At 70.2% G+C, this 22613-nt stretch carries 24 protein-coding genes and 1 other RNA gene; 7 read left to right on the forward strand and 18 right to left on the reverse strand.

Annotation, left to right across the window (positions count from 1 at the left end):
• The first annotated feature begins 51 nt into the window (after positions 1-51).
• Together PT931_RS04400 and PT931_RS04405 are read left to right on the forward strand one after the other, a co-directional pair.
• The gene (locus PT931_RS04400) at positions 52-849 is read left to right on the forward strand and encodes a MetQ/NlpA family ABC transporter substrate-binding protein (protein ID WP_363727844.1); all 798 of its coding nucleotides are present in this window, start codon (positions 52-54) and stop codon (positions 847-849) included.
• 247 nt (positions 850-1096) lie between these two features.
• Positions 1097-1843: an S-methyl-5'-thioadenosine phosphorylase gene (locus tag PT931_RS04405; protein ID WP_456244397.1), complete on the forward strand. Its 747-nt coding sequence runs from the start codon at positions 1097-1099 to the stop codon at positions 1841-1843.
• A gap of 130 nt (positions 1844-1973) precedes the next feature.
• On the opposite strand, the gene PT931_RS04410 is transcribed toward PT931_RS04405, so the two are convergent.
• The 6 genes from PT931_RS04410 to PT931_RS04435 all read right to left on the reverse strand — a co-directional run bounded on the left by PT931_RS04410 (position 1974) and on the right by PT931_RS04435 (position 6378).
• A complete protein-coding gene (locus PT931_RS04410; RefSeq protein ID WP_456244398.1) occupies positions 1974-2975 on the reverse strand; it encodes a sensor histidine kinase in 1002 nt (333 codons plus the stop codon).
• Positions 2968-3651, reverse strand: a complete 684-nt coding sequence (locus PT931_RS04415; RefSeq protein WP_456244399.1) for a response regulator transcription factor — start codon at positions 3649-3651, stop codon at positions 2968-2970. Before PT931_RS04415 ends, PT931_RS04410 begins: the two co-directional genes overlap by 8 nt.
• Positions 3652-3762: 111 nt before the next feature.
• Positions 3763-4149, reverse strand: coding sequence for a hypothetical protein (locus PT931_RS04420; RefSeq protein WP_456244400.1), 387 nt, complete (start codon positions 4147-4149; stop codon positions 3763-3765).
• A 211-nt stretch (positions 4150-4360) separates the two neighbouring features.
• Positions 4361-4733, reverse strand: a transfer-messenger RNA (tmRNA) gene (ssrA, locus tag PT931_RS04425).
• A 21-nt stretch (positions 4734-4754) separates the two neighbouring features.
• On the reverse strand, positions 4755-5357 hold the full coding sequence (locus PT931_RS04430; protein WP_456244401.1) for a cellulose binding domain-containing protein: 603 nt from the start codon (positions 5355-5357) through the stop codon (positions 4755-4757).
• Between the two features lie 28 nt (positions 5358-5385).
• Positions 5386-6378 carry an NADP-dependent oxidoreductase gene (locus tag PT931_RS04435; RefSeq protein WP_456244402.1) on the reverse strand — a complete coding sequence of 331 codons (993 nt, stop codon included), beginning with the start codon at positions 6376-6378 and terminating at the stop codon, positions 5386-5388.
• A gap of 96 nt (positions 6379-6474) precedes the next feature.
• On the opposite strand from PT931_RS04435, the gene PT931_RS04440 reads away from it, so the two are divergent.
• Positions 6475-7101 (forward strand): TetR/AcrR family transcriptional regulator, encoded by a 627-nt coding sequence (locus PT931_RS04440; RefSeq protein ID WP_456244403.1) that lies wholly within the window; start codon positions 6475-6477, stop codon positions 7099-7101.
• Here the strand turns inward: PT931_RS04440 and smpB are convergent.
• From smpB to PT931_RS04470, 6 genes are all read right to left on the reverse strand, one after another.
• Positions 7098-7577 carry an SsrA-binding protein SmpB gene (gene smpB, locus PT931_RS04445; protein ID WP_456244404.1) on the reverse strand — a complete coding sequence of 160 codons (480 nt, stop codon included), beginning with the start codon at positions 7575-7577 and terminating at the stop codon, positions 7098-7100. The genes PT931_RS04440 and smpB overlap by 4 nt on opposite strands.
• Positions 7578-7724: 147 nt before the next feature.
• On the reverse strand, positions 7725-8954 hold the full coding sequence (locus tag PT931_RS04450; protein WP_456244405.1) for a M23 family metallopeptidase: 1230 nt from the start codon (positions 8952-8954) through the stop codon (positions 7725-7727).
• Between the two features lie 159 nt (positions 8955-9113).
• Positions 9114-9992, reverse strand: a complete 879-nt coding sequence (gene ftsX, locus PT931_RS04455; protein WP_363727835.1) for a permease-like cell division protein FtsX — start codon at positions 9990-9992, stop codon at positions 9114-9116.
• A gap of 12 nt (positions 9993-10004) precedes the next feature.
• Positions 10005-10685 carry a cell division ATP-binding protein FtsE gene (gene ftsE / locus PT931_RS04460; RefSeq protein WP_197006967.1) on the reverse strand — a complete coding sequence of 227 codons (681 nt, stop codon included), beginning with the start codon at positions 10683-10685 and terminating at the stop codon, positions 10005-10007.
• A gap of 86 nt (positions 10686-10771) precedes the next feature.
• Positions 10772-11893: a peptide chain release factor 2 gene (gene prfB, locus PT931_RS04465; RefSeq protein ID WP_456244406.1), complete on the reverse strand. Its 1122-nt coding sequence runs from the start codon at positions 11891-11893 to the stop codon at positions 10772-10774.
• Between the two features lie 119 nt (positions 11894-12012).
• Entirely contained in the window at positions 12013-12522 is a 510-nt protein-coding gene (locus PT931_RS04470) for a PadR family transcriptional regulator (RefSeq protein WP_363727833.1), read from the reverse strand.
• 250 nt (positions 12523-12772) lie between these two features.
• Between PT931_RS04470 and PT931_RS04475 the strand changes: the two genes are divergently transcribed.
• Genes PT931_RS04475 through PT931_RS04485 form a run of 3 tightly spaced genes read left to right on the forward strand, consistent with a single transcriptional unit; the run spans position 12773 to position 15959 of the window.
• Positions 12773-13774, forward strand: coding sequence for an ROK family transcriptional regulator (locus PT931_RS04475; protein WP_456244407.1), 1002 nt, complete (start codon positions 12773-12775; stop codon positions 13772-13774).
• Positions 13771-15012: a 6-phospho-beta-glucosidase gene (locus tag PT931_RS04480; RefSeq protein ID WP_456244408.1), complete on the forward strand. Its 1242-nt coding sequence runs from the start codon at positions 13771-13773 to the stop codon at positions 15010-15012. Before PT931_RS04475 ends, PT931_RS04480 begins: the two co-directional genes overlap by 4 nt.
• Positions 15006-15959, forward strand: a complete 954-nt coding sequence (locus tag PT931_RS04485; protein WP_456244409.1) for an N-acetylglucosamine kinase — start codon at positions 15006-15008, stop codon at positions 15957-15959. The genes PT931_RS04480 and PT931_RS04485 overlap by 7 nt, the downstream gene beginning before the upstream one ends.
• A gap of 54 nt (positions 15960-16013) precedes the next feature.
• Here PT931_RS04485 and PT931_RS04490 read toward each other — a convergent pair whose 3' ends face one another.
• Positions 16014-16808, reverse strand: a complete 795-nt coding sequence (locus PT931_RS04490; protein WP_456244410.1) for a tryptophan 2,3-dioxygenase — start codon at positions 16806-16808, stop codon at positions 16014-16016.
• A gap of 228 nt (positions 16809-17036) precedes the next feature.
• Here PT931_RS04490 and PT931_RS04495 point away from each other — a divergent pair, with 228 nt between their 5' ends.
• Positions 17037-17738: a GNAT family N-acetyltransferase gene (locus tag PT931_RS04495; protein ID WP_456244411.1), complete on the forward strand. Its 702-nt coding sequence runs from the start codon at positions 17037-17039 to the stop codon at positions 17736-17738.
• A 19-nt stretch (positions 17739-17757) separates the two neighbouring features.
• Here PT931_RS04495 and PT931_RS04500 read toward each other — a convergent pair whose 3' ends face one another.
• The 5 genes from PT931_RS04500 to PT931_RS04520 form a co-directional block, all read right to left on the reverse strand.
• Complete coding sequence (locus tag PT931_RS04500) at positions 17758-18294, reverse strand: DUF2087 domain-containing protein (RefSeq protein WP_456244412.1); 537 nt, start codon at positions 18292-18294, stop codon at positions 17758-17760.
• 53 nt (positions 18295-18347) lie between these two features.
• Entirely contained in the window at positions 18348-20909 is a 2562-nt protein-coding gene (locus PT931_RS04505; RefSeq protein ID WP_456244413.1) for a glycosyl hydrolase family 18 protein, read from the reverse strand.
• A 281-nt stretch (positions 20910-21190) separates the two neighbouring features.
• A complete protein-coding gene (locus PT931_RS04510; RefSeq protein WP_456244414.1) occupies positions 21191-21463 on the reverse strand; it encodes a hypothetical protein in 273 nt (90 codons plus the stop codon).
• 163 nt (positions 21464-21626) lie between these two features.
• Positions 21627-22262, reverse strand: coding sequence for a nucleotidyl transferase AbiEii/AbiGii toxin family protein (locus PT931_RS04515; protein ID WP_456244415.1), 636 nt, complete (start codon positions 22260-22262; stop codon positions 21627-21629).
• Positions 22262-22585, reverse strand: a complete 324-nt coding sequence (locus PT931_RS04520) for a hypothetical protein (protein WP_456244416.1) — start codon at positions 22583-22585, stop codon at positions 22262-22264. Before PT931_RS04520 ends, PT931_RS04515 begins: the two co-directional genes overlap by 1 nt.
• Positions 22586-22613 lie beyond the last annotated feature (28 nt).

Genomic DNA, 22613 nt, shown 5'->3' on the forward strand with positions numbered 1-22613 from the left:
CCGCTGCCGGTCCCACCGGCCAGCACCAGTAACAACCAAGGAGAGAACGCAATGTCCCGTCGCATCATCACCGGCATCCTCGCCGCCACCCTCGCGACCGTCGGGCTCGCAGCTTGCTCCTCCGGTGACAGCAAGGACGAGCTCGTCGTCGGCGCCTCCCCGGTGCCGCACGCCGAGATCCTGAACTACGTCGCCAAGGAGCTCGCGCCCAAGGAGGGCCTGAAGCTCACCGTCAAGGAGTTCACCGACTACGTCCAGCCGAACGTGGCCCTCGACTCCGGCGACATCGACGCCAACTTCTTCCAGCACAAGCCCTACCTCGACGACTTCGCGGCCAAGAAGGGCGTGAAGCTCACCCCGGTGACGGCGGTGCACATCGAGCCGCTGGGCGCGTACTCGAAGAAGGTCAAGGCTCTGAAGGATCTTCCCGAGGGTGCCGAGGTGGCCATCCCCGCCGACAACACCAACGGTGGCCGCGCGCTCAAGTTGCTCGCCGCCAACGGGCTGATCGAGGTCAAGCCGGACGCGAGCACGGAGAAGGACATCACGTCCAACCCGAAGAAGCTCAAGTTCAAGGCACTGGAGGCGGCCCAGCTGCCCCGCGCGCTCGACGACGTGTCCCTGGCCGTGATCAACGGGAACTACGCCATCGAGGCCAACCTCAAGCCGGCGAAGGACGCGCTGGCGCTGGAGTCGGGCAAGGACAACCCGTACGCGAACCTGCTGGTCGCCAAGACCGGCAAGGAGAACGACCCGAAGATCCAGAAGCTGAAGAAGCTGCTGAACTCGCCCGAGGTGAAGAAGTTCATCGAGGACAAGTACGCGGGCTCGGTCATCGCGGCCTTCTAGAACCACCGGACGGGTACGCCACCCGGCGAGGTCAACGCCTGTGGCCGCAGGCGGTCGAGCAGTCGGCACGGGGAGTTCGGGCCCCGTGCCGACTGCCGTCCACGGCCTCGTGTCAGCTGCCATGCCCGGTTATCGCAGCGACCACCGCGAACGGTTCCGTACCCGCGCGCCCGGCCGGACCGCCCGGCAGCCGCACCAGGTCCGACTGGGGTGGTTGGTCCCGTGCCTCCTGCTTTAGATTGGGTACGTGATCGCAGACATCGCCGTCATCGGCGGCTCCGGCCTGTACTCCCTCATCGAGGGCGACGGCGCGCCGCACGACCTCGACACCCCCTACGGCAAGCCGTCCGACCCGATCGTCGTCGGGACGGTGGCGGGCCGGTCGGTGGCGTTCCTGCCCCGGCACGGCACGGATCACCGGTACCCGCCGCACAAGATCCCGTACCGGGCGAATCTCTGGGCCCTGCGTGAGCTGGGTGTCCGCCAGATCCTCGCCCCGTGCGCCGTCGGCGGCCTGCGCCCCGACCACGGCCCGGGCACGTTCGTCCTGCCCGACCAGGTCGTCGACCGCACCACCACCCGGGTCGGCACCTACTTCGACGAGGGCGCGCACCACACGAGCTTCGGCGACCCGTACTGCCCCGCCGGCCGCAAGGCCGTCCTCGAGTCCGCGGAGGTGGACATCGTCGACGGCGGCACCATGGTCGTGATCGAGGGCCCCCGGTTCTCGACCCGCGCGGAGTCCCAGTGGTACGCGGCCCAGGGCGCCTCCATCATCAACATGACCGGCATGCCCGAGGCGATCCTCGCCCGCGAACTGGGGCTGTGCTACACCTCGATCGCGCTGGTGACCGACCACGACGCGGGGGTGGCCGCGGGTGAGTCGGTGACGATGGAGGAGGTGTTCCGGGTGTTCGCGGAGAACACGGAACGCATGAAGTCCCTGGTCCTGCGCACGGTCTCGGCCCTGCCCCCGGAGCACACCTGCGTGTAGGCGCGTCGTGAGCCGGGTGACCGTTCACAGAGTCGCCCGGCCCGGCAGGTCCACCCGGCTGGACACGTCGGGGCGCGTGGTCCAGGCACGCGGATCACGGCCAGCCGCACGGAGGCGCGCGTCGCGCGACTCACGGTGCCGCGAGCCGCACCTCGAACCGGCACCCCCCCGACACGTTCGCCACATCGACCCGCCCGTGCTGCGCCTCCACCAGCCCCCGCACGATCGCCAGCCCCAACCCGGCCGAGTTCCCCAACCCGGTCCCGGCCGCGCCCGGCGTCCGCGCCGACTCCCCCCGGAACGCCACCTCGAACACCCGCGGCAGGTCGTCCGCCGGAATCCCCCCGCACCCGTCGGTCACCGCCAGCCAGGCCCCCTCGGAGTCCCGCCCCCCGGTCACCGTCACGGAGCCGTCGGCGGGCGTGTGCCGGATCGCGTTCACCAGCAGGTTTCCGACCACCCGGGACAGTTCCGGCTCGCTGCCGAGCACGGCCGGCCAGTCACCGGCGGCCGCCTCCAGCCGGACGTGCCGGGCCCCGGCGATCGGCGCGGCCCCGGCCAGCGCGTCGGACACCACATCGCCCAGGGCCACGCTCGCCAGGGTCAGTCGGAGCGCGCCGGCGTTGATCCGGGACAGTTCGAACAGGTCGTCGACGAGGCCGGTCATCCGGTCGGTCTCCAGGCGCATTCGCCGGTGGTACTCCGCGACGGTCTCCGGGTCGTCCACCACCCCGTCCTCCAGCGCCTCGGCCATGGCGCGCAGGCCGGCGAGCGGGGTCCGCAGGTCGTGGCTGACCCAGGCGACGAGTTCGCGCCGGGTGCTCTCCGCCTCGGCGGCCCACATCGCGTCGGCCGCGAACCGGCGGCCGAGCCAGAGCGCGACGGCGACGCTGACCACCCCGGAGGTGACCACGACGACGAGCAGCACGGTCAGGTCGTGCGCGTTGATGAACATGGCCAGCGCCGCGCCCACGATCCCGGCCGCGACGGCGGCGACGGCCAACCCGACGAGGGCGCCGACGTGCAGGGCGACGGCCCGGCGGCGCAGCCGGCTGAGCACGAACGCCCCGGGCAGCGCGACGGCGAGCGAACAGCCGAGCGCGAGCACGACGACCCCGAGGATGTCACCCATTGGCCGGCCCCCACCGGTACCCCACGCCCCACACGGTCTGGATCAGCACCGGCTCGGCCGGGTCGTACTCGATCTTCTCCCGGAGCCGCCGCACGTGCACCGTCACCGTCGACTGGTCCCCGAACGTCCAGCCCCACACGTGTTCCAGCAGCTCCGACCGCCGGTAGGCGCGCCCGGGGTTGCGCATGAGGAACACCAGCAGGTCGAACTCACGCACGGTCAGCGGCAGTTCCCTGCCGTCGAGGCGCACCTCGCGGCCGGCCACGTCGACCACGAGCGTGTCGTGGGTGAGGGTCTCGGCGACGACCTCGACCGGGGAGGCCGTCCGGCGGAGGACGGACTGGACGCGCAGCACGAGTTCGCGGGGGGAGAAGGGCTTGGTCACGTAGTCGTCGGCGCCGGTGGTCAGGCCGAGGATCCGGTCGGATTCCTCGCCGAGGGCGGTGAGCATGACGATGGGTACGTCGCCGTCGCGGCGGAGCCGGCGGGCCACCTCGATGCCGTCCATCCCGGGCAGCATGAGGTCGAGGACGACGAGGTCCGGGCGGATCCGCTTGGCGGCGGCGAGCCCGGTGGAGCCGTCGGGGGCGAGGGTGACCTCGATCCCGGCGCGTTCCAGGTACCGGCGGACCACATCGCTGACCGTCGGGTCGTCGTCGACGACGAGCACTCTCATCGTCCAAGCCTATTTCGTCCGGCGCGTTTCCGTGGACGCCGTTCGCAGACCGTAACAGTCAATAACAATGGGCCGGAAACACCCGAAGAAACAATTCAGCCGGGTACGCCGCTACGTCTCGCCCCCCAGATCCACTGTGTACGCCTCGTGCAGCAGTTGCGCGCCCCGCCGCTGGTGCCCGCGCAGCATCCGCAACAGCTCGGCGACCTCCTTGGCGAACCGGCGCCCCGGACCGGCTTCCAGCCGTTCGAACAGGGCGCTGATCGCGAGGGCGAGCCGGTCGTGCTCGGCGACGAGCTGGTCGACCCGGCGGGTGAGGTGCGGGGCGGTGGTGAGGATCTCCGCGTACGGGCCGGTCCGGGTCGAGTCCGGGTGCGCGGCGAGCGTCACGCGCAGGTGGCTGAGCAGCTGGTGCAGCTGTTCGACCGGCGCGCGGCCGGCGACGGCCCCCTCCAACGCCTGAGCGGTCCCCAGTACCCCCGTATCACGTGTGATCACAGCCATCGCACACCTCCTCGCGACGAAAGATATTCACCAAGAGTGACGGAATGATTGCCCAGTGTCTAGGATCCATCGAAGTCTGACACTTAACTACGCATATGGGATGAGGGATGCGAAAAGCGCGGCTGCAGCCCTTAAGAGGGGTGCGCGCCGCGCTGTTCGCTGTCGACCTGCCGTGCCGCCTGCCTACGGGCGGTGGCGGGTCGCGCCGTGGAGATGCCGGGAATCGAACCCGGGTCCTCCGTCGTATAACCAGGGCTTCTCCGAGTGCAGCTCACTATGTCCCTACTTGGCCCTGCCAATCTCGTGAGCGAGTTGGCACGACGGGCCCAGTAACTGTTTGGTTTCCCGCATGAACCCCGTCACCGGGCTCGGTTGGTAAGCCTTCTAGCTGATGCCAGGACCCGGGCCGAAGGCAAACCCGGACTGACAGAACTTGGCTAACGCTTAGGCAGCGAGAGCGAAGTTCGAGCGCGAATTCTTGGCGCTTATTGTTTTCCGACGACGATTAACGAGCTGACGTCGGCTATCTCGACTCGCTTCCCCTGACGCAACGAACGAAGTCGAAACCAGTCATCCCCATATGGTGTTGTGCCACCAGCCTAGCGCGATCCCGAACCCACTGTCACCTCGGTTACCGACGGCACGCCGGAACCGCCCCGCAGCGTCAGCCGTAGCGACACCGACTTCCCCGCCGCGATCCGCTCCGTCCACGATTCCGGGGTCAGCGTCACCGTCCGGCCCCTGGTGTCCTCTTCCGCGCCGGAGACGTCCCGCAGCTCGTGGCCGGCCGGCAGGGTCAGCACCAGCCGCCAGCCGGTGACGGTGGCCGTGCTCCGGTTCGTGATCGTGACCGTGCCGGAGTAGCCGCCGCTCCACCGGGTCTCCTCGCGGAAGCCCGCGACCAGCACCGACACGGACTCGGGGGTGGGCGAGGGCTTCGCGGACGTCGGCGCGGCCGAGGGTGACCGGGTGGGCGACGCCGATGCGGAGGGCCGCGGGCTCAGCGCCCCGACCGGCTGCGGACCGAGCGCCGCGACCTCGCTGGCCGGCGGGCCGTCCGTCGCGGTGGGTCCGGAGACGAAGGGCGCGGGATCGGCGCGCATGCCCAGGGTGACGACCGCGATGACACTGAGCACACCTGCGGCGGTGACGAGCGCGCCCATCAGACGGGACCGCCCGGAACGGCGGATGTGACGACCCACGCAAGGAACTTAACGGTCCCGTCAAGGATCACGCCATCGTGACGACGACCTTGCCCGTGGTGTGCTCCCGGGCGAACTCCACACAGGCCCGGCCGGCCTCGTCGAGGGGGTGGCTGCGGCCGATCGTGGCCCGGAGCCGACCGGCGGCGGCGTGCCCGGCGACCTCGCGCATCGCGCCGTGCTCCCCCGCCATGTCCAGGACCAGGGTCACCGTCACGTCGTCGCGGCCCGCCGCGTCCGGGCCGGGCGGCGGGAAGGTGATGGTGAGCAGCCGCCCGCCGGGGCGCAGCGCCCGCGCCGGGCCGGTCAGGTCGTCGCTGGGCAGCACCAGGTTCACCACCAGATCGACCCCCGACGGGTACCGCCGGAGCGCCTCCCCGACCGGGTCCGCCGCGCGGTAGTCGAGCACCTCGGTGGCGCCCAGGTCGCGGAGCAGGTCGCCGTCGTCCGGGGTGGCGGTGGCGAGCACCCGGGCCCCGGCGGCGGCGAGCAGGGGCAGGACCGTCGTGCCGACCCCGCCGGTCGCGCCGATCACCAGGACGGTCCCGCCCGGCCGGACCGCGGCGTGGTGCAGGAGGGCCAGCGCGGTGGAGCCGACGATGGGCAGCGCGGCGGCGGCCACGGGATCCAGCCCGGCGGGGCGGTGCGCGATGAACGGCGTGTCCGCCTCCACCACCACGTACTCGGCCAGCGCGCCGGTGCCCAGCGACGGACGGGGGCCGGCCATGGCCCGCAGCACCCGGGGCAGCGCGAACCCGAACACCTCGTCCCCGACCCGGTACGCCGACACGCCGTCGCCGACCGCCGTCACCGTGCCGGCGAAGTCGTTGCCCGGGACGTGCGGGAACGTCAGCGGCGCGACCTCGCGGAAGTCCCCGGCGGGCAGCCTGAGGTCGGCCGCGTTGAGCGCCGCCGCCGCGACCCGCACCTGGAGCTGCCCCGGGCCGGGTTCGGGCACGGGCAACTCGGCCAGTTCGTAGCTCTCCGGTGGGCCGTAGGCCCGCGCGACGAGTGCCTTCACGTCAACCTCCCCGGATACTAACCGGACCGCCCGGTCATGTTCGGGGACGCTAACAGTAACCGGACCGGGCGGTCAACTTGTTGTAGGCTGGGCGGCGTGACAGTCACGCGGCCGCTGCGGGCCGACGCCGCCCGGAACCGGGAGTCGCTGCTGGTCGCGGCCGCCGCCGAGTTCGCCGAGCGCGGGGCCGACGCCTCGATCGCGGACATCGCGCGGCGGGCCGGGGTCGGCAAGGGCACGGTGTTCCGGCACTTCCCCACCAAGGACCACCTGCTCGTGGCGATCGTCCTCGACCGGATGGCCACCCTGAGCGCGGTCGGGGAGGCACTGCTCGGGGGCGATCCGGAGGCGGGGCTGGTGGAGTTCCTGACCGTGAGCGCGGAGTACAAGCAGCAGCTCGATCTGTCTTTCCTGCTCGCCGCGAGCCCCGCCGTCGTGGACGACCCCGAGGTGACCCGGGCCCGGGAGCGGATGTTCCAGGCGACCTACGCGCTCGTGGAGCGGGCCCAGGAGCACGGGGTGGTGCGCGCGGACGTCACCGGGGCGGACGTGATCCTGCTGATGTGCGCGCCGAGCTATGTGGCCGGGCCGCTGCTGGACTCGGATCCGGAGCTGTGGCGGCGGTACCTGGCGATGCTGTTCGACGGGTTGCGACCGGCCGGGGCGCACCCGCTGCCGCATCCGGCACCGGACTCACCGGTGCCAGCCAGTACCCGTCGCTAGTCGTCCATGCCCTTGTTCTTGCGGCCCAGCACGCGCGCGATCTCCCGGTTGGCGTCCCGGGTCGCGATGTCCTGGCGCTTGTCGTAGGACTTCTTGCCCTTGGCCAGGGCCAGCTCCAGCTTGCACCAGCCGTTCTCGAAGAACAGCGACAGCGGGACCATCGTGAAACCGCCCTCGCGGCTCTTCTGCTCCAGCTTGACCAGCTCGGCCCTGTGCAGCAGGAGCTTGCGGGTGCGCCGGGGGGTGTGGTTCGTCCACGTGCCCATCACGTACTCCGGGATGTGCAGGCCGTGCAGGTACAGCTCGTGCCCGTTGAAGTGGGCGAACGCGTCGACCAGCGAGGCGCGCCCGAGGCGGAGGGACTTGACCTCGGTGCCCATCAGGGCCATGCCGGCCTCGAAGGTCTCGACGATCGTGTAGTCGTGCCGGGCCTTGCGATTCGTCGAGACGACCTTGCGGCCCTGCTCCCTCGGCACAACTCCACCTCTCCACCACCGACCGGACCCCACACGACCCGGCCGAACACCCTGTCCACCCGTCCGGACCACGCGGGGCCGGACGAGCAATGGTAGCCCTTGGGCGACCGGCGGCCGACCGGATATCGACAGGCCGGCGACCGGTCGTCAGCAGAAGCAGCCGGGCAGGAAGTCCAGCGGCTGCACCGGGGTGCCGTTGAGCCGCACCTCGAAGTGCAGGTGGTTGCCCGTGGACGCGCCCGTGGTGCCGATCCGGCCGATCATCTGCCCGGCCCGGACGTACTCCCCCCAGCCGACCGCGATGGACGACTGGTGCGCGTAGCAGGTGGCGATGTTGCGGCCCTCGTACTCGCCGTGGCTGATGCAGGTGTAGTTGCCGTAGCCGCCGTTCCAGCCGGCCTGCGCGACCCGGCCGTCGGCCACCGCGTAGATCGGGGTGCCCCCGTCGGCGGCGATGTCGACACCCGCGTGCAGCTGCCAGACGTGGTAGTACGGGTCGTACCGGCTGCCGAAGTCGGAGGACTTCCACCCGCCGCGGACGGGCATCGGGAAGTACCCGCCGTGGTAGCCCGAGGCGGCCGGCTGCTCGGCGGGCTGCTCGGATGGCTGCTCGTTCTGGGCCTGGGCCTGGATCGCGCGGAGCGTCGCCTCGATCCGGGCGCTCTCGGCCTCCAGCTCCGCGTACCGGGCGAGGGTCTCGGCCCGCTCCCCCTCGGCGGCCGCCAGGGCCTGGCGCTGCTGCTCGGCCAGCCGGACGGTCGCCTCGACGAGGGCGGCGGCGTCGGCCTCGGCGCGCCGGGCGACCTGGAGCGCGGCGGCGGCCGCCCGCTCGGCGCTCTCCGCGGCCTCCTTCGCCGAGTCGGCCTTGTTCTGGAGCACCTTGGACGCGAGCCGGGCCTGGGTGTAGTCCTGCAGGCTGCGGGCGCGGTTCTTCGACACCTGGTCGAGGTAGGTCAGCTTGTCGGCGAGGTCGGTCGGGGACTTCGAGGCGAGGACCACGTTCATCTGCATCAGCCCGGAGCCCTGGTACGCGCCGGCCGCGAACCGGGCGTTGAGCTCCCGGGCCTGGTCGACCTTCCCGGCGGCCGCCGTGTACGCCTCGCTGGCGACCTTGAACTCGCCGCGCGCCTTGTCCGCCGCCCCGCGCGCCTGGTCGGCGACGGCGGCCTGGGCGGCGGCGACCCCCTTGGCGGTGGCCGCGGCGGCGGTGACGTTGGGCAGGGCGGCGGTGGCCTCGTTGTAGGAGGCGGCCGCGGCGCGGGCCCGGTCGGTGGCCCCTTCGAGGAGCGAGTTGGTCTCGGCGAGCTGGGCGGCGACCCGTTGCCGGTCGGCCTCGGGGTCGGCGTGCGCAGGGGAGGACAGAACGGTGACAGCCAATAGAAACACAGCAAGCGGTGTCCATCGGTACATATCCGCCCCATTTCGTAGCGTGGGGACAGACTAACCAAGACGGACATAGATCGAGGCGCTCTCCGGCTGGACACGCCGGACAGCGCCTCGAAATGGGGTTCAGCCCCTGACCTGGGGCTTCTCCCGTCAGACCTTGATGTAGAACCGCAGCGTGATCCAGCCGACCACCGCGTTGATCACGCCGGCGACCACCGCGAGCAGCGGGAGCATCAGGTGGATGTTCTCCCACGGGATCGGCGTGATGATCGTGGCGTTCATCAGCGGTTTCAGGGCGCCGTCGAGCAGCAACCATCTGGCCAGGACCAGCACGATGTACGCCAGGAACGCGCCGATGATGCCCGCGAACGCGGCCTCCATGACGAACGGCGCCTGGATGAACCAGTTCGACGCGCCGACCAGGCGCATGATCGAGACCTCACGCCGCTTGCTGTACGCGGCGACCTGGATCGTGTTCCCGACCAGCAGCAACGCGGCCACGCCCTGCACGATGGCGATGATCAGCGCGAGCTTCTGCAGCGAACCGAGGATCGAGAAGATCTTGTCCAGCAGCTGTCTCTGGTCGATGATCTGCCCGACGCCGGGCTGCCCGTTGTACTTGTTCCGGATCTCGTCGACCTTGGTCGGGTCGTTGAGCTTCACCCGGAACGACTCCGGCAGCGCGTCCATCTGGGTGGCGTTGACCAGCTCGGGAGCGTCCTTGAACTGCTCCTTGAACTTCCGGTACGCCTGTTCCTTGCTCTCGTAGTCGGCCGTCTTGACCAGCGGGTCGGTCTTCAGCTTCTGCTGGAGATCGTTGCGCTGCTCCTCGGTGGCCTTCTCGAGGAAGATCGAGACCTCGACCTTGTAGTTGAAGTAGTCCTTCATGTCCTGGACCTGCCAGAACATGAGGAGGCTCGCCCCGAGCAGGGACAGCGAGACCGCCATCGTCATGATCATGGCGATGGTCATCGTCACGTTCCGCCAGAGGCCAACCATGACCTCGGCGAGTACGTATTTGGCGCGCATCGATTCCTCCGCCTAGCCGTAAACGCCGCGAGCCTGGTCACGGACGATGCGCCCGCCGTCGACTTCGATCACCCGTCGTCGCATCTGGTTGACGATGTTCGAGTCGTGGGTGACCATCACGATCGTCGTACCCGTCCGGTTGATCCGGTCGAGCAGTCGCATGATCTCGATGGACGTGTCCGGGTCGAGGTTTCCCGTGGGCTCGTCGGCCAGCAGGATCAGCGGACGGTTCACGAAGGCCCGGGCCACCGCGACACGCTGCTGCTCACCGCCGGACAACTCGTGCGGGAACCGGTGCTCCTTGCCACCGAGCCCCACGAGCTCCAACACCTCGGGCACCACCCGCCGGGCCACCGACTTCGTCTTCCCGATCACCTCGAGGGCGAACGCGACGTTCTCGAAGGCCGTGCGGTTCGGCAGCAGGCGGAAGTCCTGGAACACGCAGCCGATGGAGCGGCGGAAGTTCGCCACCTTCCAGCTGTGCATGCTCGTGATGTCCTTGCCGTTGACGTAGACCTTCCCCTTGGTCGGGGTGATCTCACGCAGCATCAGCTTGACGATCGTGGACTTGCCGGAGCCGGTGGGGCCGATGAAGAAGACGAACTCGCCCTTCTCGATCGAGACCGTTGCGTCCTCGATCGAGGGCCTGCTCGCCTTCGGGTACGTCTTGGTAACGTGCTCGAGCCGGATCACGGTTGGGAAGTCTACGTCACCCGGCTGAGTCGTCCAGTCTCGCGGCCGCGGGCGACCTGTCCCGTTACCGCCCGCCGCCCGTCCGGTTACTGCCCGGCGGCGCGCTCCCGCTGTTTGCGCCACCGGATCCCGGCCTCGATGAAGCCGTCGATCTCCCCGTCGAGCACGGCCGCCGGGTTCCCGGTCTCGAACTCGGACCGGAGATCCTTCACCATCTGGTACGGGTTGAGCACGTAGTTGCGCATCTGGTCGCCCCACGAACCGGCCACGTCCCCGCGGAGCGCGTCGATCTTCGCGGCCTCCTCGGCCTGCTTGCGCGCGAGCAGCTTGGCCTTGAGGACGACCATCGCGGTGGCCTTGTTCTGGAGCTGTGACCGCTCGTTCTGACAGCTCACGACGATGTTCGTCGGAATGTGGGTCAGCCGGACCGCCGAGTCGGTGGTGTTGACGCCCTGGCCGCCCGGGCCCGACGCCCGGTAGACGTCCACCCGGATCTCCTCGTCGGGGATCTCGATGTCGTCGGTCTGCTCGACCACGGGCACGACCTCGACGGCGGCGAAGCTGGTCTGCCGGCGACCCTGGTTGTCGAAGGGGCTGATCCGGACCAACCGGTGCGTACCGGCCTCGACGGACAGCGTGCCGTACGCGTAGGGCACCTTGACCGCGAAGGTGGCGGACTTGAGCCCGGCCTCCTCGGCGTAGCTCGTGTCGTAGACCTCGGTCGGGTAGCCGTGCCGCTCGGCCCAGCGCAGATACATCCGCATGAGCATCTCGGCGAAGTCGGCCGCGTCCACCCCGCCCGCGCCGGACCGGATCGAGACCAGGGCCTCGCGGACGTCGTAGGGCCCGGACAACAGGGTGCGGACCTCGAGCTCGTCGATCGACTTGCGGAGCTTCGCGATCTCCTCGACGACTTCTTCGAGGACCCCCGGATCGTCCTCCGACTCGGCCATCTCCAACATGATGCCCGCGTCGTCGATCCGGGACCGGAGGCCCTCGACCCTGTTGATCTCCATGTTCACGTAGCTCAGCCGGGACGTCACCGCCTGCGCCTTCGTCTGGTCGTCCCACAGATCGGGCGCGGACGCCTCCTCTTCGAGCGCCGCCTTGTCCTTGCGGAGTTTGGCGACGTCGAGGACGACCTCGATGTTGTGCAGGGTGGCATCGAGTCCACGGATGGCTTCGGCGAGTTCGAGCGTGGTGGTCACCGTCCCAGGGTACGCGGGCTGGCCCTTCGGCCAGCCCGCCCGTCCCCGTCTGGTGGTTGTGGGTCTTTCGGCGGCTGAGAAGACTCAGGCGCCCGGCCAGGACCTGCCGGGCGATTGAGCTACTTTGCCGTCTTCAGCCAGGCCAACACAGCTTTGTGGTAGCCGACCGCGAAGTCCAGCGCCGTGGCGCCGGCCTCGTCCCCATCCTTCTTGGCGTTCTTAGCCTGTTCCCGGACCTCTGCGAGAGAGTTGGTGTGGTAGGACACCGCCTCCTCGTACATGTCCTTCTTCTCGCCCTTGGGCATGAGGCTGCTGAACGCCGTACGCAGAACGACCGGGTTCCTGACCTGGTCCTTCCCCGCCGGTTCCGCGAGCCACTTGCCAAAGGCTCGCTTGCCGGACGCCGTGACCGAATAGGGCTGACTGGAACGCGGCCCCGGCTTGCCGAGGCGCAGGTATCCACGCTCGGCAAGCACGGGAAGCTCCCGGTACACCTGGGAACGAGTCATCGTCCAGTAGGCACCCAGGCGCCGCTCCGCTTCGGCCATGAGCTGGCCGCCGGTCATCGGTCCATCGTGTAGCAGTCCCAATAGGGCTGCCGCTGTCGCATTAAGGCCAGTATCTGCCATACCTATAACGGTGCCACTCTGAGCTGCGAAAATCCAGCGAACGCGCAGGTTCCATTACAGACAGTGAAGGCATTGTTGGTCCAAATCGGAAGAGGGCATGATCACATTCTGATCCCGATCAGGTGATCTTGTTGTAACGACCTTTTCATATTGGACATTTTGGTCAGGCGATCCGTGTCGATACGAGATCGACCGGCGTACCCCGCGCGTGTTATTGTCAGTCAGTCTTACTAACGATTGGAGCAGGGCTGTGGCGACCTCCCGTCACCTGCGCGCGCTGAACGAAGGCGCAGCTCTGGAGCAGTTGCTGGCCCGGGGCAGCCTGACCCGGGGCGAGCTGCGCGAGCTCACCGGGCTGTCGAAACCGACCGCCTCGGAGCTGCTGCGCCGCCTGGTGGAGAGCGGTCTCGCGGTGGTGACCGGGCATGTCACCGGCCGGCCGGGCCCCAATGCGGAGATCTACGCCCCGCACCCCGAAGCGGCTCATGTCGCCGCGATATCACTCCGAGTGAAGTCACTCTCCGTAGCCATTTGTGATCTTGTCGGCGGGGTCCAAACGGAGTTCAAGGCCGAAACCATCGCGGAAGTCCTCGACAGACTGGCCGCCGGCCCCCTCCGTCCGGCCCATATCCAGCTCGCCGTGCCCGGTTCCTACGACCCCGCGACCGACACCATCCGGCACATCGACACGCCGGGCTGGGACCGTCCCGGGCTGATCGGCGAGCTGCGGACCCGAGTGGACTGTTCCCTCGACGTCGACAACGACGTGAACCTCGTCGCGATCGCCGAGCGGCAGTTCCAAAATGGGCCGTTCACTCTGTTGTGGGTCGACGAGGGCCTGGGGCTCGCGATCGACCTGGGTGGACAGCTGCTGCGCGGCGCGTCCGGCGGGGCCGGCGAGATCGGCTACCTGCCCGTGCCGTTCCGCGGGGGCGGCGGCGGAGACCTCCAGAGCCTGATCGGCGCGCCCAACCTGGACGGCCTGACCCTCGAGGAGATCGCCGAACGGCTCGTCGTGCCCCTGGTCGCCATCATCGCCATCATCGACCCGCCCCGGATCGTGCTCGCCGGGAGCGTGGCCCGCGCCGGGGGCGAGGCGCTGCGCGAGGCGGTCGAGAAGGCCATGGCCCTCCGGCCCTTCAACGTGCCCATCGAGATCACCCGGGTCGACGGGGACCCCGTGCTCACCGGCGCGCTCCGTGCCGGCCTGGCCACCGTACAAAGAAGACTGATCCAAGGAGACATTTCATGAAGGTCGCGGTCGTCGGCGGCGGTTCGACGTACAGTCCGGAACTCATCGACGGGTTCGCCCGGCTCGGCTCGCCGGTGACCGAGTTGGCGCTGATCGACCCGGCGGCCGACCGGCTCGGGATGGTCGGGCCGTTCGGCGCCCGGATCTTCGCGAAGTACGGGCACGCCGGTAAGGTCACCTGGACCTCGGACCTCGACAAGGGGCTCGACGGCGCCGACGTGGTGGTCATCCAGCTCCGGGTCGGCGGGCAGGACGCCCGGATCGGGGACGAGACGTTCCCGCTGGAGTGCGGCTGCGTCGGCCAGGAGACCACCGGCGCGGGCGGGCTCGCGAAGGCGCTGCGCACCGTGCCGGTCGTCCTCGAGGTCGCCGAGCGGGCCCGCAAGCTCGCCAACCCCGGCGCGTGGATCGTGGACTTCACCAACCCGACCGGCATCGTCACCCGGGCGCTGCTCGACGCCGGGCACAACGCGGTCGGGCTGTGCAACGTGGCGATCGGGTTCCAGCGCCGGTTCGCCAAGCTGCTCGGCGTGGCCCCGGAGGCGGTGCTGCTCGACCACGTGGGGCTCAACCACCTGACGTGGGAGCGGGCCGCGTACGTGGACGGGGTGGACCGGCTGCCCGAGCTGCTCACCACCCACCTGGACGAGCTGGCCGCCGACCTGTCGCTGCCGCCGAAGGTGCTCACCCAGCTCGGCAACGTGCCCTCCTACTACCTGCGGTACTTCTACGCCCACGACAACGTGGTCGAGGAGGAACGCGGGGCCGAGACCCGGGGCGAGAAGGTGGCCGCGATCGAGGCGGAACTGCTGAAGATGTACGCGGACCCGACCCTGGACACGAAGCCCGAGCTGCTCTCGAAGCGGGGCGGCGCGTTCTACTCCGAGGCGGCGGTCGGCCTGATCAACTCGCTGACCGGTCAGACCCCGGGCATCCACCCGGCGAACGTGCGGAACAACGGCGCGCTGCCGTTCCTGTCCGACGACGCGGTCATCGAGGTCCAGTGCGACGTGTCGGAGGCCGGCGCGGTCCCCCGCCCGATCGCGCCGCTCGCACCCGAGCTGGCCGGCCTCGTCGCGCACGTGTCCGGCTACGAGGAACTGGCCGTCCAGGCGGCCGTGCACGGCGGGGCCGACCGGGTCTACCGGGCGCTGCTGGCCCACCCGCTGGTCGGGCAGCACGACCTGGCCGAGCAGCTCACCGCGACGATGGTCCGCGATCGGCTCCTGAAGTGGTAGCCCGGCACTATGTCGCCGTCGACGGCGGCAACTCGAAGACCGACGTGCTGATCGGCGACTCCGACGGCCGGATCCTCGCCCGGGTGCGCGGCGGCGGCTCCTCGCCGTTCCACCTCGGGTTCGACGGCACGACCGCGCTGCTGGACAAGCTGATCGCCGACGCGCAGGCCCAGGCGGGAGGGGTGCGGCTGGACCGGGCGGAGCTGTATCTCGCCGGCGCGGACCTGCCGCACGAGGTGACGGCGCTCCAGGCGGGCGCGGACGGCGCGAACTGGGCGGACACCCACCTGGTGGACAACGACACGTTCGCGCTGCTGCGGGCCGGTACCGACAATCCCGACGCCATCGCCGTGGTGTGCGGGGCCGGCACCAACTGCGTGGGGCGGGCCGCCGACGGGCGCACGTCGCGGTTCCCGGCGCTCGGCGAGACCACCGGCGACTGGGGCGGCGGGCACCACCTGGCCCGGCTGGCGCTGTGGCACGCGGTCCGGGGCGAGGACGGCCGGGGCCCGGCCACCGCGCTCACGGCGGCCGTGGCGGCGCACTACGGCCGGGACGGCGCGGAGGCCGTCGGGGTCGCCCTGCACCTCGGGGAGATCGACGTGGACCGGATCCCGGAGCTGGCCCCGCTGCTGTTCACGGTCGCCGAGGCCGGGGACGAGGTCGCGCTGGGCGTGATCGAGCAGCAGGCGAAGGAGATCGTGGCGCAGGCGACCGTGGCCGCCCGCAGGCTGGACCTGCTGGAGAAGCCCCATGCGGTGGTACTGGGCGGCGGCGTCCTCCAGTCGGCACAGCCGCTGCTGCTGGCCGGGGTGCGCTCGCGCCTCGTGCCGGCCGCCCAGCCGGTGGTCGTGACGTCTCCCCCGGTGCTGGGGGCGGCGCTGCTGGCCCTGGACGGGCTGGGCGCGTCGGCGGAGTCGCACGCGCGGCTCCGGAGCGCCTTCTGAGGACACGGCACGAGGGGGGTACCGCGGGCCGGCGGTACCCCCCTCGACGTCTTTCTAGAGCGCGGAGCGCAGCGACCAGAGCTCCGGGTAGCAGCGGAGCGCGATCCGGGAGCGCAGGTACGCGCCGCCCGCGCTGCCGCCCGTGCCCGGCTTGGTGCCGATCTGGCGCTCGGCCATCAGGACGTGCCGCGAGCGCCACAGGGCCAGGGCCTGGTCGTGCGCGATGAGCGCCTCGGCGAGGTCCCACAGCGCGCCGTACTTCTCCCGGTCGTGCGCGATCTGCTTCAGCGCGGCCTCGCGCTCCTCCTCGCTGGCCACGGAGAACCCGTGGTGCGCGAGCAGGGTCACGTAGCCGTCCCACAGGCTCGGCTCGTCCAGCCGGAGGCGCAGCCGGCCCTCCTCGGCCTCGGTGAGGCCCCGGAACCGGTCCAGGTAGGTCGGGTCCTTGAGGTTCGACAGGAACTCGATCTCGCGGAACTGGACGGACTGGAACCCGGACGCGGGCGCGAGCTTCTCCCGGAAGGCGAGGAAGTCCTGCGGCGTCATGGTGTCGATCACGTCCACCTGGCTGACCAGTACCCGCATGATGGCCTGGCTGCGTTCGAGGCGGACCCGGGGCGCGTACGCCTCGCCGGTCAGCATCCGGTCCCGGGCGTCGGTCAGCTCGTGCAGCATCAGCTTGAACCACAGCTCGTACACCTGGTGGATGGTGATGAACAGCAGTTCGTCGTGTGCCGGGGGCGACGACTCGGGGATCTGGAGCTCGAGCAGCTCGGGGACGCGGAGGTAGCTCCCGTAGGTCAGCTTCCCGCCCTGCTCGCCGAACAGTGGGCATGTCTCATCGGTCACGATCGTCACCGTACCGCGATATCGGCGGGACGGCACGGGGGCCCGGGAGTTCACGTTCCGTGACGGCCAGCCTAGCTGGGGCGTTAGGCGCGGTTTGGCCCACGGTGGCCGGAGCCTCGCGCTGCGTCGCGGGCCCGCACGGTTGCAACCAGGCCAGATTCAGAGTCGTAAATCACATTCGGGTACCGGCATCCCCCCTTTTGCCGCCAACGGATGCACGCTGGACCCGTGCAGGAAACCAACGAGCCCGGCGACGAGGATCCCTTACTCGCATGGGCGGCCCAGGGACAGTCCCGGGCCTACTCCCACGGCGACGCGTTCGCCGTGGCGTCCCCCGCGCTCTACCAACGCGACCGCCTCGCCGTCGCCGGTTCGGCCGACGACCTCGCGGTGCTGGTCCCGAAGGTGCTGGCCGAGGTGGGCCCCAGCTACCGCACGATCGGTGACGCCCCCCTGATCCGCGAACTCGCGAACCGGGTGCCCGGCGTGACCATGGTCGACACGTTCGGCTGGATGGAGACCTCCCGCCGGCCCGCCGTCGTACCGAGCTCCGCCCGCTGGCTGACCGCCGACGACGACCGGGACATCAGCAAGCTGCTCGACGCCGCGTGGCCGTCCGCCAAGGCCCGCCCCCGGGTCGAGGGCGTCCGGCGCTGGGCTGGGCTGCGGGACTGCGGGGGCCGGCTCGCCGCCGTCGCCGCCGACGCGTGGAGCGCCCCGACCGTCGGCTTCCTGTCCGGCGCGGCCACCCACCCGCAGACCCGGGGCCGGGGGCACTCCGCCGCGACCTGCGGGTTCCTGGTCGACGAGATGCTCACCGAGTACGGGCGGGTCGGGCTGCTCGTGGACGGGTGGAACTGCGGGGCGATCCGGCTGTTCCGCCGCCTCGGGCTGACGTACCGGCCGTTGGCGTCGCTGCGGGTCCGCTAGCTGGGGCCCGGCGGGCCGCTCAGACCTCCACCGGCCCGCCCGAGCGCCAGTACACGCCCGCGTCGCGGGTCAGCAGGACGTTGTCGATCAGGGTGCGGCGCAGGGTCACGTAGTCCTCGGACCAGGCGCGCAGGATCGCGTTCACCTCGCGCTCCGGGTAGCGCACCCCCGGCTCGAAGCCCGCCACGATGTGTTCGAGCACCAGCCGCAGCTTGGCCCGCGCCACGGGCATGTGCACCAGGCGGCCGTCGCGGATGAACGCCCGCAGGACCGCGTCGCGCTTCGGGTCCGGGTCCAGCGGCGTGACCGGGGGCTCGGTGGCGGCGGCCAGCCGGATCGCGTCCTTGAAGGGGGCGGCGTCGGCGGCGTACCGGCCGTCCACCAGGGAGAGCAGGCCGCCCCGGTGCAGGCGGCGCAGCGCCTTGAGGACGGTGTCCATGTCCACGCCCGACCGGTCGGCGATCTCGCTGGGCAGGCCCGCGCCGAGGACGACGGCGGCGTACACCCGGAGGCGTTCCGGCTCGGCCAGCAGACCGCAGGCGGCGTTCGGAGTCATGCCCAGAATTTAGTACCGCCCCCGGCGTGGGCCGGGGGCGGTACGTGTCTCACCTAGCTGTTACAGGTGCCCAGGTCTTCCCAGACCGCGGCGGTACCGGGCGTCTCGCCCTGGGTCCACCACTTGGCGCGGTACTTCTTCCCGTTGTGGACCACCACCGCTCCGCCGGAGTACGCGGTCGTGGTGACCCACGGCGGGGTGGTGCACGTCCCGGGCGGGGACGAGGTCGCCGGCCCACAGGCCGAGATGTTCTCCCACACCGCCGCCACTCCGGGCGTCTCTCCCTGCGTCCACCACTTCGCCTTCCAGATCCGGCCGTTGTAGGAGGCCTGCGCTCCGCCGTTGTAGACCGTCGCCGCGGTCCACGCCGCCACCGAGCAGGTCGGGGGCTGGGTGGTCGGCGGAGCCGTCGTCGGAGGCGCCGTCGTCGGGGGCCGCGTGGTCGGCGGGGCCGTCGTGGGCGGAGCCGTGGTCGGCGGCGCGGTGGTCGGGGGCCGGGTCGTCGGCGGAGCCGTGGTCGGCGGCGCCGTCGTCGGGTTCGTCGTACCGCCGCGCGGGTGGTCGGCCGAGAGGCGGTAGGACGTACCCCCGAACGTGAGGGTGTAGTTGGACGGTCCGGACACCGGCAGCTTCCAGGTCATGACGACCTCGGCGGAAGCACCCTTCGGAATCGTCTGCCAGCTCGGCAGGGTCATCGTCACGTGGTGGAAGTCGGCCTTCAGACCGCCGGAGTTCGAGCCGCTGCGCCCCGGGGTGACGGTGAGCGTCCACCCGGTCTGCTGGCCGATCTCCGCCGTGGTGCTGACCGGCATGTCGAACTCGAGCTTCGCGCTGCCCGGGATGTCGACGGTCGAGCGGTTCGTGACCTTCATCTTGCCGGTGATCGGGTAGTTGGAGTCGCCGACCGGGAAGCCGCCCACGTCGATCCCGACGTCCAGCGTCGCGGTCGGCATGGTCTTGTTCGACTTCGTCGCGCCGTACGGGGCGCCGGTCTGGAGCTTGTCGTACAGCGCGGTGGTCAGCGTGTTGCCCATGAAGTACTGGCCCTTGGCCGCGTCCCACGCGTAGTCGCCGGCCAGCTCCCACATCATCGCGCCGCCGTACCCGTTGTCGGCGATGTACTGCGCCTTCGTGTTCACCGACACGTCGTCCTCGGTGGACAGGAAGACCTTCTTCTGGTCGTTCCACAGCCACGGGGCGGCCATGGTGGCGTTGTAGTTGCGGGTGTACGTACCCGTCAGCTTGTTCTTCGGCAGGTTCGGGTCCAGGCCGTACTTGGCCAGGTAGTCACCCGGGATGCCCTGCTGGAGGTTCTTCGCGTGCCACATCGGGTTCGAGCCGGCCGGCTCCTCCTCCGTGGTCCCGGGCTTGTCGTCGTGCCACAGGTTGTCGATGCCGATCGCGCCCGCGCCGCAGACCGTGGTGCCGGCCGGGCACGGTGAGCCCTTCGAGGTGCCCCACAGGCCGTTGGTCCCGCCGGTCACCTTCTCCCAGCCCCGGGTGTAGTACGGCAACCCGAGGTTGATCCGGCCCGCGGGCATGCTGCCCCGGAAGTAGTGCAGTGCCCAGTCCCCGTTGAGGTAGCCGATCTGGCCGTACGAGCTGTAGACGCTCCCGGCGATCATCTCGGAGTCCTGGCCGTTGTCGAACAGCGCGGCGTTCGGGCCCACGTACTCGTTCCAGGCGCCGTGCAGGTCGTAGGTCATGACGTTCACGTAGTCGAGGTACTGGGTGACCTGGTAGACGTCCATGCCGCGCAGCAGCCAGCCCGAGGCGGGGACGGCGGCGGTGAGCATGTAGTACTTGCCGTCAGCGGCGCTCGCGGCGTCCAGCTTCTGCTTCAGGGTGCGCATCAGGTTCACGTAGCCGGCCATGAGCTGGCCCCGCTTGGCGTTGGCGACCGTGAAGTCCAGCGGGTTGCCCGCGTCCTTGTTCGACGTCGGGTACTCGTAGTCGATGTCGACGCCGTTGAACCCGTACTGCCGGATGAACGAGACGGCCGAGTCCGCGAAGGTGTCGATCTTCGCCTGGCTCTCGGTCATCGTGTAGAAGCCGCCCGAGGCGACCCGGGTGCCGTTGTCGTCGAAGTAGCCGCCGGTCTCGGCCCAACCACCGACGGACACGAGCGTCTTCACGTTCGGGTACTGCTTCTTGAACTTGTTCAGCAGGTTGAAGTGCCCCTGGTACGGGAAGCTCGGGTCCATCTCGGCCCCGGGCACGCCCGGCCACGTCATGCCGGTCGAGGCGTTGGCCGCCCCGCCGCCGCCGACCGAGAGCTTGTTGGCCCCGTCGACGTGCGCGAACGCGTAGTTGAGGTGGGTGACCTTGTTCCACGGGATGTTGTTCACCAGGTACGCGGGGGCGCCGTTGGTCCCGGTGCGCCAGTTGGTGAAGTAACCGATCACGCGGCGGTTGACGCCGGCGCCCATCTTCTCGCGGCCGTTGGTGTCGTAGGCGGCGCAGTACGGGGCGTCGACGCCCGCGCTCCGGGCCAGTCCGTCGGGGCGACAGTCCTCATTGGCTGCGGCGTACGACGGTCCGATGTTGAAGGTGAACACGGCTGCGGCCAGTGCCGCACAGGCGGCGACGACGGCCGGCAGGACTCGTCTGGACAACTTCGGCTCCCGAGGGGTGAGGAGACGGAACAACTCTTAGGAATGTTTCCTAAATTATTCGATGACGTTAGCGCCGTCACACCTGGTGGTCAATAGTTGATCACCAATACGGCCCTTGTCGCACCCTTGCACCGTGGTCGATGGGTCGGCGGGGTCCTCGATCGACCGCGCTCAGCGCCCGCCAGCGGCGTCCCCCGGACACGCCACGGGGCGGATGCCGTCGACCGACATCCGCCCCGTGGGCTCCAGCTACGACCTCGCGGCCGCCTCACCGTCCCGCGCTACGACCCCTCGGTCGCGACGTTGTCCGCCCCGCCTGAGCCCGCGAAGGAGCCCTGGGTGGCGATGTTGTCCGGGCCCGCGAACGAGCCCTGGGTCGCGGTGTTGTCCGGGCTGACCACCGACCCGTGGGTCGCGGTGTTGTCCGGGCTGACCACCGACCCGTGGGTGGCGACGTTGTCCGTGCCGGACGTGCCGGGATCGGCCGCGGCCGGGCCCGCCATCCCGAACACCCCGGCGACGAAGACGGCTGCGACCAACAGAGATTTACGCATGACAGTGTCCTTTCCCCGTGTGACTGTCCCCCACAGTCTCGGCACGCGCCCGGATCCCCGCAAGACCCGCCAGCCCGGGGTGGGACGTATCCGCAGGTCGGGGCGGTGGAACGGCCGGGCTCCCCGGCCACCTCGTCCCCGGAAGGTCAGTCCTCGATCGGTGTCATCCGCGCAGTTCGGTCGACCAGGCGACCAACCGGTCGCGGAGCTCGCCCACCTGCTCAGCACTGAGGTCGTAGTGGGCGAACGCGCTCGCTGGGAGCCGGTCTACCGCAGCCAGCGCCTCGGCGAACAGGACCGGGTCGAACCCGGGATCGTGTTCGATGGCCAACCGAAGCAGCTCAGGCCCGGTGAACCGACCGCTGGCCAGCACGCCGCCGATGTCCACGTAGTCGCGGACGGCAGCACGACCGTAGAGGGCCCCGAGCTTGTTCGCTACCGCGTCGGCAGGGTGGAGCACCGGGCCGATGTCCATGATCGTCGGCGGGTGCGCCCGCCAGTCGATGGCGAGTTCCAGCTTGGCCTCGGCGACCTGGTCCGCGGCATGCAGGCGGGCGAAGGACTCACTGCGGATCTCGACCCGCACCGTCAACCCGTCGGCCGTGAGCGCCTGGACCACCGTGTCCACAGCCTCGGGAAACCGCGCCTCGGCCGCCGCCTCCGTGAACAGGTCCACGTCCTCGGAACGCCGGTGGACCATGCCGTGCGCCTGGATCGCGTAGCCCCCGGCAAGGCAGAAGCCGAAAGGTGCCGCCGCGCGCAGGGCGACCCGGGCGATCCGCTCGTGCAGCGGGTCCACTACTCGGCCGCCCGCAGCTCGTCGAAGCGGGTCTCCCAGAGCTGGCGGACCCTGACCGGAAGGTAGACCCGTCGCCAGACCCGGCGCAGGGTACGGCCGTCGAGGTATGCCCGCAGGTCCTCCGGGCGCAGGGACTCCCGGAGAACGACCTCGTACATCAGGCTGAGTTCCGCCGGGTCGGACAGGTCGTAGCGGCGCTGCTCCGACCAGTCCAGGCGCGGGGGAAGCTCCACGACGCCCTCGGTCGGGCCGGTCAGCTCCGCGAGGGAGTCCGGGACCGTGTAGGGCCGCCGGTCCCCGTACAGCACCCGCCGTTCGGTCATGTGTCCAGTATGCCGGAGACCCGAACGG

The organism is Longispora urticae, from assembly GCF_053902585.1.